Source organism: Rothia mucilaginosa, from assembly GCF_019334805.1.
GTDB lineage: Bacteria > Actinomycetota > Actinomycetes > Actinomycetales > Micrococcaceae > Rothia > Rothia mucilaginosa_C.
Genome location: NZ_CP079822.1, coordinates 2,184,747 through 2,198,916 on the forward strand (window position 1 = coordinate 2,184,747; position 14,170 = coordinate 2,198,916).

Here is a 14,170-nt window from a genome sequence, read left to right on the forward strand (position 1 = left end):
TGAGCTAGGCCGCCGCGGGGCCTGCGCTATTAGTTGGCGAAGCCGAGCGCGAACAGCCACGCGGTACCGACCGCACCCCAGACGACGAGGTTCACGATAGCCGCCATGAAGCCGATCTTGAACCATTCGCCCACGCTGAAGTAGCCGGAACCGTAGTACACGCCCGCCGGGCCGGAGGCGTAGTGGGTGATGCCGCCAATCAGGTTGCCCATGAAGCCGAGGAACAGCGCCGCGAACATCGGCGGAACACCGGCAGCTACCGCCGCACCGAGGAACACAGCGTACAGGGCCACGACCTGCGCGGTGTTCGAGGCGAACATGTAGTGGATGAAGAAGTACGCCAGAACCAGGATTGCGAACGCCATGGGCCACGCCATGCCGCTGACGCTGTGCGCCGCCTGCTGACCGATCCAGTCGACGACCTTGAGCTTCTTCAGGTGGTCTGCCATGCCGACGAGCACGGCGAAGAAGATGAGGGTGGACCATGCGCTGGAGTTCTTCGCCATGTCCTTCCAGGTCAGAACCTTGGTCACCAGCAGAATACCGATGCCGAAGAATGCGGCGCTGGTGGCGTCAATACCCAGTGCGGTACCGGTCACCCACAGGATTAGCAGCAGCACGAAAGTGCCGAGCATGATCCATTCCTTCACGCTCATGGGGCCCATTTCGTGCAGTTCCTGGCGGGCGTGCTCGGGTGCGTCCGGGGTCTTCTTGATGGTCGGCGGGTAGATCTTCGACATGATCCACGGCATCACAATCAGCGCGGCAAGACCGGGAACGATGGCGGCGAGCGCCCAGGTACCCCAGTCGAGGTTGATGCCACGGTCATGCGCGAACTTCTGCGCCAGCGGGTTGCCCGCCATAGCGGTCAGGAACATGGCGGAGGTGATGGTGTTGACCTGCGCCTCGGTCATGAGCAGGTAGGAGCCGAGCTTACGGCGCGATTCGGGGGTTTCGTTGGTGGAGCCGTTGACCTCGGAGAGGGAACGGATAATCGGGTAAATCACGCCACCGGCACGCGCAGTGTTGGAAGGGGTGGCGGGGGCGAGGACCAGGTCGGTGATTGCCATACCGTAGGACAGGCCGAGGGAAGACTTGCCGAGCGCACGCACGAACAGCAGTGCGATGCGCTTGCCCAGACCCGTGATGAGGAAGCCGTCGGCGATGAAGAACGCGGCAACAATGATCCAGATGGAGGAGTTACCGAAGCCGGTCAGTGCCTCGTTCTTTGCCGCCATGGTGCCGGTAATCATTGCGGCGCCAAGGCCGACGAGCGCCACGGACGGGGTGGGCAGCGGCTGGAAAATCAGGCCGAGAATGGTACCGACGAAGATGGCGAGCATGTGCATGCCGCGCGGGTCGACGCCTTCGGGGGCGGGAACGAACCAGATGGCGAGGGTCGCGGCGAGGATGATGGCAACCTGCACGATAAGTTTCGTGCGCTTGGACTTCGCCGCCTTCACCTCCTCGGCGGATGCGGCGGTGGGCGCCGCTGCGTTGGCGGGGGTGGACTGTGTCATGGTCCGATCTCCTTTGCGAAACGTACAGTGTGGTCCGTGGCGGGTGGGCCGTCACGGTGTGCGCGTTTCTTCTGCGTTGTCATGCTGTGTTGTACACTTGTGGCAACGTGTGGGATGCCACGTAGTCTTTTAATCGTAGTGGTTTGGGTTCACTGAGTGAAGAAAATCGGCATAAAAAATGTGAATATGACCGGGCGTATCGGCCGCTGGGCAGTCACCTCTGAGCTGCCCTTGAGACGCCCGCCGACCACGCACCGTAAGTGACGGGCGTAACCGTAAAATAGGAACGTGCAGATTATTCGAGAGACCGGCCCCGAATCCGGCGATATCCTCATTCACCACGACCAGACGGTGCAGATGCTCCGCGAGGTGGCAACCGGCAAGCGCGAAGCCACCCTGCGCATGTATCAGCCGAACCCGACGGTCGCGTTCGGCCGCCGTGACGAACTGAACCCCGGCTTCGCGGATGCCTCCGCGGCGTGTGCCGAGCACGGTTTCGAGGTGCTGGTGCGCAAGGTCGGCGGGCACGCCGCCGCCTACCATCAGGGGTGCCTGGTCGTGGACCATTTTCAGCCCGCCTCCGACGCCCGCAGCGGCAACACCCTACGCTACGAACTGTTCGGTTCCATGTACGCGCAGGCGCTCCGCGAGGTTGGCGTGGATGCGCGCATGGGCGAGATTCCGGGGGAGTACTGCCCCGGTGAGTATTCGGTGCACGCACAGCTTCCCGCCTCCGCAGGTGGTGGCCGCATTAAACTGGTTGGCACCGCCCAGCGTGTGGTGACCGGCGGCTGGTGGTTCAGCACCGGCATCGTGGTCTCCGACTCTGCGCCCCTGCGGGCGGTCACCGCGGACGTGTACCGTGCCCTCGGCATGGAGCTGGATCCCGCCACGGTTGGCGCGGCGCAGGACGCGAACCCCGCCCTGCTCATGGAAGACCTGGAAGACGCCATCGTTGAGGTGTACGCCCAAAACGGTTTTCACTAGGTTGTTTTATTTCTGACTTTTATCCGTAACTTATTCGATATATCCCCACCTGAAGCGAAGGAGCATCCATGCGTTGGGCGCAGATTAAAGACTCGAAGGGCAGCCGCGCGGTCTGCTTCTTCGAAGAGACCGTGTACGAGCTTCCGGCGAAGCTCAGCCCGCTACTGAATTTCTACAGCCGGTTCCGCCTGAACTTTGGCGACCCGAAGAACGCCGTGGCGATCCTGAAGGAGAACGGCGCGACCGTCATGGGTCACGGCGAGGAGCTGTGGAACTCCCTACCGTTTATTCGCCCGCTGGATAAGCCCGGCAAGATTGTGTGCGCCGGCCTGAACTACCGCGACCATGCCGCGGAAATGAACCTTGAGGTGCCTGAGCATCCGGCGCTGTTCGCGAAGTTCCCGAACGCGCTGATTGGCCCCGGCGAGCAGATCCGCATGCCCGCCGCCGACGGCACCGGCAGCACGAAGGTCGACTGGGAGGTTGAGCTGTGCCTGGTCGTGGGCGCTCGCCTGCGTAATGCCACGGAGGAGCAGGCACTTGAGGCTCTGATGGGGTACACGGTCATGAATGATGTGTCGGTGCGTGACTGGCAGGGTCGTTCTTCGGAGTGGTTCCAGGGTAAGAACTGGGATGCGATGACTCCGTTTGGTCCGGTGATTGTGAGCCCCGATGAGGTTGACCCGGTTGCCGGTCTGGAGCTGGTCTGTGAAGTGGATGGCGTGGTGCGTCAGCGCGGTACGACGGCGGATATGGTGTTCACTCCGGCGCAGCTGCTGTCCTATATTTCGCGGTTTATGACCCTGGAGCCGGGTGACCTGGTGGCGACGGGTACCCCGGCCGGGGTTGGTTTGTCGCTGCATCCGCGTCAGTGGTTGAAGCCGGGTCAGACGGTGCGCACCCGCATTGAGGGTATTGGTGAGCTGGTGAATGTCTGCTCGGAGGCGGGTGTGCTGTAACTATCGTGCGCCGTAACTATTTTGCGCTGTAGCTAACCCGTGGCGCCGTGGTTTCCCCTGGCTCTGTGAGCAACCTCGATTGAACCCATGTGAACCCACGCTGGGGGCTGCCGATACCTGCTGCGGGGCGCACCCGCGGCAGCTATAGGTGAATATGTATGCACTCCGCATGTGTTTTTGAGGCACATGCGGAGTGCTTTTTGCATTGATAAAGCCCCCGGTGGGCGGCTTGGATTTGTTGCTGGGAGCTGCGTGCAACACCTCGAGTGGGGGAGTGGTGCGTTTGCATGGTTACACGCTGACAAACACATAGAAACTTTGAACTTTTTACATGAATTTTAGGGTTTTGCGTGGGTTTTGAAGGGTCTGCGGGGTGAAACGCAGGGTGCTCCTGCTGGGTGGTGATTGCCAGAAATCGCTCTTTGAGGGGTGGCTGGGTACTCATTTTGGTGCGTTGGATGCTATCTACCCTCAGTGCAGAATCTCAGAGTGTGGTCACGTGTGAGAAATTCAACAGGGATTTTTGGCGCGTCTTTCGAGGAACTTCAAGGTTTAAAGTTTAGTTTTCCGTGCGCATTTTTCGTTTTTCTCAAGTTACCCTCGCCTGACTAGGAGTAAACCCTAAACACTGCGGTGCAAATTCTGCGTCTTCAAACACCAATAAATGCATGAAGGTGCAAGGAGATGTGACTCTAAACCTGAACCTTTATCAAAAAATCGGTGCCCAAAATCACAAACTCGTTTTGCGTTCACCCCAAAGACTATGTAGGGTATGGGGATTATCTGAGAGTTTCCTGAGAATTCCTGCCAGAAGATCAGGACCCACCCGGGCACACCCTCAGATGCATATTTCACTCACGTCCGTGTTTGTTCATACAAACGCACTCACTCAAATAAGCCGACACGAACGAAAGAAAAACATGACCGCAACTGCATCCAAAAACCCGGCACAGCGCCCGGCAAACCGCCGCCGTGCCACCATCGCTGCCTCCGCAGCACTGGCAACCGTCATCACCGGCGCGAACCTCCCCGCGACCTTCGGTGCAACCGCCTCCACCCGCAACGTATCCGGTACCACCTGCGTCGACGCAGGCTACCGCACCGTGCCGACCCTCGCGAACATCACCAACGTCGCGCCCGGTCCGACCTGCTACTGGAACCCCGACCAGCAGGCACAGAGCATCGCGACCCTCGCACCGGTTAACTCCTCCCTCACCAAGGAGCAGCTGACCACCACCGAGAACACCTCGCCCCTGAGCGGCAAGCTCGCCAGCGACTCCTTCGCAGCCCAGAAGCTCACCGGCACCGAAGCCGTCGCGCCCAACAGTAGCGAAATTAGCCGCACCTTCCTCGAATACAGTGCCGATGCGGGTAACCACCCCATCACCACCGCCATCAACGCGGGCACTGTGAAGAAGGACCGCACCCAGACCGTCGGTGGCCACGAGAACATCCCGACCCTCGCCGTGAACTCCGCGAACCCGCACCAGGAGTACGTCGAGGTCGTCTCCCGCGATGGCCGCGTCAACGCCAGCGCGGAGAACAAGCGCATCCTCACCGGCGGCGTCCCGATCCCGAACTGGCTTGCCGAGGACCACGGCCTCTCCGGCGACCAGTCCGTCGCCCTGTACGATGAGGCGACCGGCATCTGGCGCTCCTACTTCAAGTTCGTTAAGGATGCAGACGCACAGACCTACACCAGCACCGCCCGCGTGCAGGTGGGCGGCGGCAACGTCTCCACCCCCAAGAGCGCAAAGATTCAGTACGATAATGTCGGCCGCGGCAACGCAGGCCAGACCGTCACCATCAACGCACCCGTGAGCATCGACGCGAAGTCCGGCAACGCCCGCACCTCCTACCCGATTGCTCGTGGCGCGAAGTTCCGCCTGGCAAAGAACGTGCCCGGCGCGTCCATCGACGCGAACACCGGCGTGATCACCTACAAGATTCCTGCAGGTACCCGCGGTACCGTGGACATCCCCGTTGCGGTTGACTACCCGGCGACCTACCACGTGTCCTCCGGCGGCTACATGCTCGCTAAGCCGAACTTCGGCGGCGTGGGCGAAGACAACTACTGGCTGACCCTCAAGAACGGCACCTCCTCCGTGGTGGGCCTGGCAAATGAGCTCACCCAGATTGGTGTGGACGAGCTCAAGGCAGGCAAGATCAACCACATGGTGTCCATCACCGCGGCTGACTACGCAGCGCTGACGTCCTCCTTCCCCGCGAAGGGCACCGATGGCAAGCTGGACATGAGCAAGTACCCGAACGCACCCCGCGCCGGTCAGCGCGGCTTCCTGCCCGCAAGCTTTGACGTGGAAGAGCACCTGGCAAACACCGGCCACGCCGACGACCAGCTCACCCGCATGATCCTGACCGCCATGAAGGAATACGGCTTCATCATCGCTGACCGTAACCTCTTCACCAACGCATTCAACCTGGAGGCGGCAAGCTCCTACGCGCCCTACGCCCGCCAGGGTAAGAACGTGTACAAGGAAGACCCGCAGCTGGCGGCAATGTTCGCAAGCTTCGTTCCCAGCGGTTTTACCGGCAACCAGTTCCCCTGGCAGCAGGTGCAGTGGATGCCCGTGAACTACACCGAGTCCGCTGAGAACACCGCACGCCGCGAAGGCACCCAGGTTCTGCCGCAGAGCAACAACCAGGCAGCCGCCTCGAACGCTGACGCGCACAAGATTGCACGTCCCGTGACCGTGCGCCGTTCCGCCGTGGGCACCCCCAACGCTGACCGCATCAGCGACGCCGAGACTCAGAACGCGGCAGTGAACCAGTCCTCGGATGCCGTGAAGTTCAAGTACCCCTCGGACGCTTACGGTAAGACCGGCACCGGCTCCGGCGTGATTTACCAGCCCGCCGAGCACCACGCCACCGTCTACTCCGGCGAGACCGCAGTCGCGCAGAGCGTGCACCAGTCGCACAAGACCTCCCCGAACTACCGTTACGCCCGCGATTACAACTTCCAGGAAATCGAGCAGACCCCGAACTTCCGCCCCAGCCGCTGGGTCAACAAGGAGAAGATCAACACTGCTGGCGGCCAGTTCTCCAGCGCGGAGACCGGCATCCGTTTTGCCTCCAACGGCAAGACCGGCACCTACTCGATTGACCTGAACACCCACGACGTCACCGGCACCACCTGGGACCTGCGCCGCGACAACGGTACGAACATCACCGTGAACCGCACCGGCAAGGCACCCGCACGCATGTCCGATGTGAAGGCAAAGAAGGGCGCAGCCGCGCAGCTGTACTCGATCCCGCTGAAGGTGCACGTGGTGGACAAGAACAGCCCCATCGCACGTGAGGACTCCGTCTCCCTGTACTCGGGCACCACCCAGAACGTGGCAGTGCTGAACAATGACGAAGCATCCTTCGGCGCGTACCGCCGCGGCGAAACCGTGAAGAAGCTGGAGCTGCTCAACCAGCGCGGCCAGGCCGTCAGCGCATACAGCGACGAATACGGCACCTACCGTGTGGTGACCCTGCCCGACGGCACCCAGGGCATCGCGGTATCCGCTAAGAATAAGCAGGGCTTCGCGCCGCTGGTTCGCTACCGCGCAGTGACCGATAAGGGCGTAAAGTCCGCTGAGGGCTACCTGCAGGTGGCAGTCGCTAACCGATATCGGCCGCGCATGTAGTATTAGCGCACTTCAAGAGCGCACATAGGGGAGAGGGGCACGTCAAGAAAGCACGCCGCACAGGCGTCACTTCCTTGACGTGCCCCCTTTCCTGTACATAAGGTGAAAATACTATGACTCAGAGCCAGCACACAGACCAGACCAAAACCACCCACGCTCACTACGCCGCCGAGCAGGTAGCGAAGCACGTAGCCGAGCACGCCGCAGAGCATGCCTCAGCGCACGCCCACGAGGCGCCCACCTACGCACCCCGCATCGAAGGCAACAGCCCCAAAGACTGGGAGGAGCAGTTCGGCGGATCCGTCGCGATTTTCTCTGCGCTCGCTAACCCGTTGCGCTTGGCGCTTGCGCACCACCTGATGCACCGCCCGCACAGTGTGAGCGAACTGCACACCTGCCTGGGCATTTCGCAGCCGCTCGCATCGCACCACCTGCGCATCCTGCGTGAGGCGCACGTCATTGACCGTGAGCAGCAGGGCCGCACCACCATTTACCGTCTGAAGGACGACCACATTAGCCACATTGTGCTTGACGTGTATGAGCATACGCGTGAGCATCATGCGGACTAGTCAACCCTCAAGCTGAGCGTTGGCTGGGAGCCGTTGTAAGATGGTGTGTGTCCGTGCACCAGTACAGTGCGGAATAGTATGCGCACCCGCGGCGCCCCAGTGGCACGCGCGCGCCTGAGTTAAGGAGACTTATGTCTGCCGCTGATTCTTCAGCAATTGTTATTAGCGTTTCTGGTGAGGAGCGCGAGGTCACCGCGAAGACTGCCGCTGAGCTGTTCGCTGACGACCCGAAGATCGTTGTGGCACGCGTGAACGGCGTGCTCGTTGACCTCTCCCACGAGCTGTCTGCTGGCGACTCCGTTGAGCCGGTTTTCATTCACGAACCAGACGGCCTGAACGTTCTGCGCCACTCCGCTGCGCACGTGATGGCGCAGGCGGTGCAGGAGTACCGTAAGGACGCCAAGCTGGGCATTGGCCCGTACATTACTGACGGCTTCTACTTTGACTTTGATGTGGCTGAGCCCTTCACCCCGGAAGATCTGAAGAAGATCGAGAAGTCGATGATTAAGATCATCAAGTCCGGTCAGCTGTTCCGCCGCCGCGTGGTCACCCACGACGAGGCTGTCGCTGAGATGGCGAACGAGCCGTACAAGCTGGAGCTGCTCTCCCTGACCCAGGGCCCCGGTTCTGGTGCGGATGCTGCCGAGGGCGCATCCGTGGAGGTCGGCGAGGGTGAAATCACCATTTATGACAACGTGAACCCGAAGACTGGCGAGACCGTCTGGAAGGACCTCTGCCGCGGCCCGCACCTGCCGAACACCAAGCTGATCGCTAACGGTTACGCCCTGATGCGTGCCGGTGGCGCGTACTGGCGCGGTTCTGAGAAGAACCCCATGCTGCAGCGTATTTACGGTACCGCTTGGCCGACTAAGGACGAGCTGGTGGCGTACAAGGAGCGCATCGCTGAGGCGGAGCGCCGCGACCACCGCCGCCTGGGCCGTGAGCTGGACCTGTTCTCCTTCCCGAAGAACATTGGTCCGGGTCTGCCGGTGATTCACCCTAAGGGTGGCGTGATTAAGCGCGAGATGGAAGACTATGTGCGTACCCGCCACATTCAGGAGGGTTTCCAGTACGTCAGCACCCCGCATATTTCGAAGGAAGACCTGTTCTACACTTCCGGTCACCTTCCGTACTATGCTGACGGCATGTTCCCGGCTATGGAGCTGGATAACGGCAACTACCGTCTGAAGGCTATGAACTGCCCGATGCACAACGAGATTTACCGTTCTCGTGGCCGTTCGTACCGTGAGCTGCCGCTGCGTTTCTTCGAGTTCGGCACCGTGTACCGTGACGAGAAGTCGGGCGTGCTGCAGGGTCTGACCCGCGTGCGCATGATTACTCAGGACGACTCCCACTCGTACGTGACGAAGGAGCAGGCACCGGACGAGGTGCGTCACCTGCTGAAGTTCATGCTGAGCCTGCTTGAGGACTTCGGCATGACTGACTTCTACCTTGAGCTGTCTACCCGCGACACTGAGGGTGATAAGAAGGATAAGTTCATCGGTACTGATGAGCAGTGGGAGGAGGCTACCGCGGTTCTGGAGCAGGTTGCGAAGGAGACCGGCCTGGAGCTCGTACCGGATCCGGGTGGAGCTGCGTTCTACGGCCCGAAGATTTCGGTTCAGGCGAAGGACGCGATTGGCCGTACCTGGCAGATGTCGACCGTTCAGTATGACTTCAACCAGCCGAGCCGTTTCGGTCTGGAGTACCAGGCTGCTGACGGCACCGTGCAGGAGCCGGTCATGATTCACTCGGCGAAGTTCGGTTCGATTGAGCGCTTCTTGGGTGTGCTGACTGAGCACTATGCGGGTGCGTTCCCGGCGTGGTTGTCGCCGGTCCAGGTGATTGGTGTGCCGGTGGCTGAGGCGTTCAACGACTACATGACCGAGATCGCGGATAAGTTGCGTGCGCACGGCGTGCGTGTTGAGGTGGATTACGGTTCGGATCGCTTCACGAAGAAGATTCGTACTGCGTCTACTGAGAAGGTTCCGTTCATTCTGATTGCTGGCGGTGAGGATGCGGAGCACGGCGCTGTTTCGTTCCGTTTCCGCGGTAACAAGCAGGAGAACGGTGTGCCCGTGGATGAGGCTGTGGCACGTATTGTGGAGCATATCCGCAACCGCGTGAACGAAGACCCCAAGCCCAGCACCGAGGCTGCTGAGTAGTACTAGGCTTTCTGGTCTAGCTCGCATATAGAAACCGCCCCTTTTGCGGCGACAAGCTGCGGAGGGGGTGGTTTCTTTGTGCTTTGAGGAGGCGCGGGTGGGGGAGTGTGGTTGGGTGCAGAAAAGTGTGTTGTGGTGGAGTTTTTCCTAGTCCAGGGGCGTGTCTTCGTGCTAATGTAAGTGATGGTGCTAACGTTCGTTGCCGTTCGAAGGTGCCGGTAATTGTACGATTCGGATAAAGGGTTCTGGATACAAGCTAGGCGTCCTATGTGCGCTTGGTCCTGCTAGATATTTTTATCTACTAGTTCAAGGAGGAATTTATAAAAATTTTCTAGTTTGATGTAAATTCTACATTCGTTAATTTAGCTAATTTGCATGATCAAGCATCATAGTTAGGATTTTCATGACTTCTAATGACAGTATCAGGGATGAAAATATTGTTCATTACCTTGAAAATAATTTGTTTGCAATTCCAGACTACCAGAGGGGCTATTCATGGAGGACTCCTGAAGCGGGAAAGAGTGATAGTTTACAGGTTCGATACCAAGTAAAAGAATTCTGGGAAGATATTATTAATGGGTATCGAAATGACCGAGAGTCAGGTAAAAACTATTACATAGGGACAATCGTTCTATCAAGCTCTAAAGATCCTTATAATAACCATAATAATGCTGGTAGATTAAATGTTGTAGATGGTCAGCAACGTCTTGTAACCTTATACCTGCTGTATGCGGCATTGGCTGACTGGTATTACTCCCAGGGTAAACCTGCAGAAAAATTAGCAGAATATGCTAATAAAAAGGTATTTAAAATATCTAGATCCGTTGAAAGGGATTTCAATGAGCGGATTGTTCTTCCTAATGATGATGGCAAGCAACTTAAAAATCTTCTGGAGCCACTCAAGAATGAAAAGACTATTGATATTAGTTCTTTGAATGCGAAGTCAAATATTGAAAATGCATTTAAATTTTTTCGTGAATCAATTCAGAAATTTTCTGAAAGTGGTAATTCTTCTGGAAAAGTTGAGGATTCAATCAATTTAGTGGCAGAACTTGATGAATATATGGAAGAACAATTATATGTTGCTGTTGTCAAAACAGAAGATGAGATGAGGGCTCATGTTGTGTTTGAAACCTTGAATGACAGGGGTATTCCTTTGGGTGCTGAAGACTTGATTAAAAATTACCTTTTTAGTCGCGCCGGAGATAATTATAAGGATGTAATTCGACTATGGGGAGATATTACTAGTCACCTTGCTAGCATTGATAGTAATCAAGATGATCTGACGACCGGTGTAAGCAGGTTTGATAAATTTATGCAGAGATACCTAAACTCATTCGAGCCACCAGTCAAAAAGAAGAGTAAGTCAATGGTTATCGAAAGTACCATATTTGCTCATTTTAAACAGTGGTTTAATAATAAAAGAAGTGACGAAGATAATAAATATTTAAATGATGAGGATTTTGTCAAAAAGGTAATGGAAGAACTTAAGCATGCCTCCTTGATATACACCTCACTTCATTCAGGTAGGTATTGGGAAGATAATATTTTTAGAGAAAAAGAGCCGATTGGTGAATATGTGCCAATTATTGGACTGCTTGAATATATTAATGGAATGGAGAAGCGAAAAAATAAAAAGAATTGGTACTCTCCACTGTATCCTCTATTTTTCTCTGCTCTGTTTTGTACCGAGAAAAGGCTGGCAGAGTTGGAAAATATTACCGATGCAAAAAAGAAGAGGAAGAATTATCATTCAATAATTAAAGATTTGCAGCATTTTGTTTATTATATTGAATCATACATATTCCGGTCGTATGTGATTGCTGGTCAGGCTATTCGAAATGATAAGTTTGTATATCTTGCTCGAAATATTAGAGAAGGTAAATATGGTAATCTAGTTGATATTTTTGGTGAAAAAATATTTGATAATTGCTTCTCCAGCGAATCGAGTGAAAAGTTTAGAGAAGCAATGTCTGAGTGTTCCATTCTCAATACGGACCCCCGTAAAAAAGAAGATGTTCCATTTGTTCAGTTTGTAAAATATATACTTCGAAAGCTCGAGAATAAACGACAGGGAGATGGTTGTTCCGAATTGAAAGTTGCTGAATATGGTAAGAAAGCTTCTCTTGAGCATATTTTCCCACTTGAATATTCCAAAGGTAAAAAGAATAAAGGTAAAAAGGATAATGGTTGGGAAGAATTTTTAGACGAAAAACAGGGTAAGTATGATGCTAGATACGTGTTTAGGTTGGGAAATTATACCCTATTGCACGGCGCACTAAATAGTGAAATCTCTAATAGTCCATGGAATATAAAAAGAGAAGAGCTGAAGAAATCGCAGATTATCCATACGGCTGATATTGCGAAAACTTATGATAGCTGGACTCCTGAAGTTATTGATGAAGTGCAGCGTAAACTGGCTGATGAAGCTGTAGAAGTATGGAATAGCCCTAGGGATAAAAAAGAAGCAAAATAATATGTTCCATATTATTGATATAACTGCCTAGGTTATAAACTAAGGACCCGGCTTGCCATCCGTTTGGATAGCCCGCCGGGTCCTCTTTATGAATTCATGGCCCACAGGTAGCTGGCACTGTTTTCCGCAGGTCACCTTTTCTTCGTCAGACTTAGCTCCAGACTGCTAGTATGGTAATAAGATGAACGTCCATAGTCATTCAGAAAATGGGTAGCTGTGTAGCTCTGAAAATGATGTATCGCTGTTGATTATTGAGGGAGCACGAGTGTATGAAGTCGAATAAGTATGTTCCTGTTGGCATGCTGTTCTTGATCTTGGCAATTATCTTGAACGTAGTGTCAAATGCTAGTGACCTAGTGATTGGAATTCTCTACGGCATCTCAATAGCAGTATTGATTATTGGACTATTTAATAGTCGAAAATAAGTGCTGTAGCAAGCAAGAACGGACCCGGCAGGCCATCCGATTGGATAGCCCTCCGGGTCCCTTCTTTCGTCAGCTTATGCGCTCAACCCTAATTAGCGGGTGGTGCGTTCCAGCAGCTGCAGCACGTTCTGGTAGCTGTGACCGGTGCGGGCTGACTGCAGTTGACTGTGGCCAGCTAAGCTGGCGAACTGGCACCGAGCCCATATATAGACCCCCTGCGGAGACAAGCTGCGGAGGGGCGGTTTTTGTTGGTAAATTTTACAATATTTGATATTTCAAATACCTGAATACGTCAGTAAATATTTGTGTGATACATTAAAATTATTACCTGATTGGTTAAGGTGTAATAATGGTTGTGCATTAATTATTTTATAAATAAATTTTAAAATACTCAGGAGGAAGATTGGGAAAGAAGAAGCCTCGTTTGCAAGAGGGCGCTGTTTTTCAGTGCTTATGTGCATCGTGTCGTAAAACTTGGAATATCCCTGCAATTATCTCATACCTAGATGATGAAGGGAATATTAAAATATCGGACAGGCATACAACTTGCACTAAAACTGATTCTAATAAAAATTTATTCTATAACTTTAGTTTGGAGCTATTGTTTCACGATGATTCTCTTCGAGCTAATGAATATTGGAATATAATTCGTGGGTGTTCCTCTCATCGAAATTTTCATTATCATATTTACCGGTATCACAGTGGCCGTGATACACGTATGGAAAATCATCCACTGAACAGTATTGCGGAGAGTAATGCTGCTTATGAGGAAGCAAATATCCATATTGTAGAAGGTGCCATAGAGAGGATTGAAGAATGGCAAGCCTCGAATTGATGAAGGAGCGAGCTCGTATTGCTGGCCGATTCAATCTAGCTGCTCGTCGGAACTCAAAGTACCGCAATATTGTAAATCTTGTGGCATTTAAATCAAATGGAGAATGCCGTGTTGTTCCAGCTGCGCCTATAGAAAAGGTAAATGATGTGGTGCGTCGATCTTTAGCTATTGCTGATGGTTTTCCTGTTGTTGTTGTGACTGAGGTGGAGGGGCAATTGTATGCGAAAACTCTGCACAGTACTGCTGAGAAGGTGCTTGACCAAAAACCGCAAGGTGTTGTTCTAGCGTCACCTGAGACGGGTATAACCGAGGCAAAAACATTGCCAAATGATGTGAATATTGGAGATTATTTAAAAAGTATTCAGGGAATTTCTAATGTTTCAAATATATTGGAAGAAGATTATTTGTCTCTCTGGAACGAATCTTCTCATGAAGATAAAATTGAAGCTAATATTACTAAGTTCTCATTTGCCTAAATACTTGTGTGGCATAAATAAATTATATTTAAAACATAGCAGGGACCCGGCAGGCTATCCATCAGATAGCCCGCCGGGTCCCTTCTTTATACCGCCGCTACGCGCTCA

Annotated in this window: 9 protein-coding genes; 8 read left to right on the forward strand and 1 reads right to left on the reverse strand. The window is 54.3% G+C overall.

The window, feature by feature from the left end; translation table 11 throughout:
• Positions 1–29: 29 nt before the first annotated feature.
• The gene (locus tag LPB405_RS08625; RefSeq protein ID WP_219101303.1) at positions 30–1,520 is read right to left on the reverse strand and encodes an anion permease; all 1,491 of its coding nucleotides are present in this window, start codon (positions 1,518–1,520) and stop codon (positions 30–32) included.
• A gap of 288 nt (positions 1,521–1,808) precedes the next feature.
• Between LPB405_RS08625 and LPB405_RS08630 the strand changes: the two genes are divergently transcribed.
• From LPB405_RS08630 to LPB405_RS08665, 8 genes are all read left to right on the forward strand, one after another.
• A complete protein-coding gene (locus tag LPB405_RS08630) occupies positions 1,809–2,507 on the forward strand; it encodes a lipoate--protein ligase family protein (protein WP_219101305.1) in 699 nt (232 codons plus the stop codon).
• Positions 2,508–2,575: 68 nt separating this feature from the next.
• The gene (locus tag LPB405_RS08635) at positions 2,576–3,466 is read left to right on the forward strand and encodes a fumarylacetoacetate hydrolase family protein (RefSeq protein ID WP_219101307.1); all 891 of its coding nucleotides are present in this window, start codon (positions 2,576–2,578) and stop codon (positions 3,464–3,466) included.
• 920 nt (positions 3,467–4,386) lie between these two features.
• Positions 4,387–7,116: a Rib/alpha-like domain-containing protein gene (locus tag LPB405_RS08640; RefSeq protein WP_219101309.1), complete on the forward strand. Its 2,730-nt coding sequence runs from the start codon at positions 4,387–4,389 to the stop codon at positions 7,114–7,116.
• A 113-nt stretch (positions 7,117–7,229) separates the two neighbouring features.
• Complete coding sequence (locus tag LPB405_RS08645; RefSeq protein WP_219101311.1) at positions 7,230–7,685, forward strand: ArsR/SmtB family transcription factor; 456 nt, start codon at positions 7,230–7,232, stop codon at positions 7,683–7,685.
• Positions 7,686–7,816: 131 nt separating this feature from the next.
• Positions 7,817–9,850, forward strand: coding sequence for a threonine--tRNA ligase (gene thrS / locus LPB405_RS08650; RefSeq protein ID WP_219101313.1), 2,034 nt, complete (start codon positions 7,817–7,819; stop codon positions 9,848–9,850).
• A gap of 403 nt (positions 9,851–10,253) precedes the next feature.
• Entirely contained in the window at positions 10,254–12,326 is a 2,073-nt protein-coding gene (locus LPB405_RS08655; RefSeq protein ID WP_219101315.1) for a DUF262 domain-containing protein, read from the forward strand.
• An 828-nt stretch (positions 12,327–13,154) separates the two neighbouring features.
• Positions 13,155–13,586: a hypothetical protein gene (locus tag LPB405_RS08660; RefSeq protein ID WP_219101317.1), complete on the forward strand. Its 432-nt coding sequence runs from the start codon at positions 13,155–13,157 to the stop codon at positions 13,584–13,586.
• Positions 13,568–14,062, forward strand: coding sequence for a hypothetical protein (locus LPB405_RS08665; protein ID WP_219101319.1), 495 nt, complete (start codon positions 13,568–13,570; stop codon positions 14,060–14,062). Before LPB405_RS08660 ends, LPB405_RS08665 begins: the two co-directional genes overlap by 19 nt.
• Positions 14,063–14,170 lie beyond the last annotated feature (108 nt).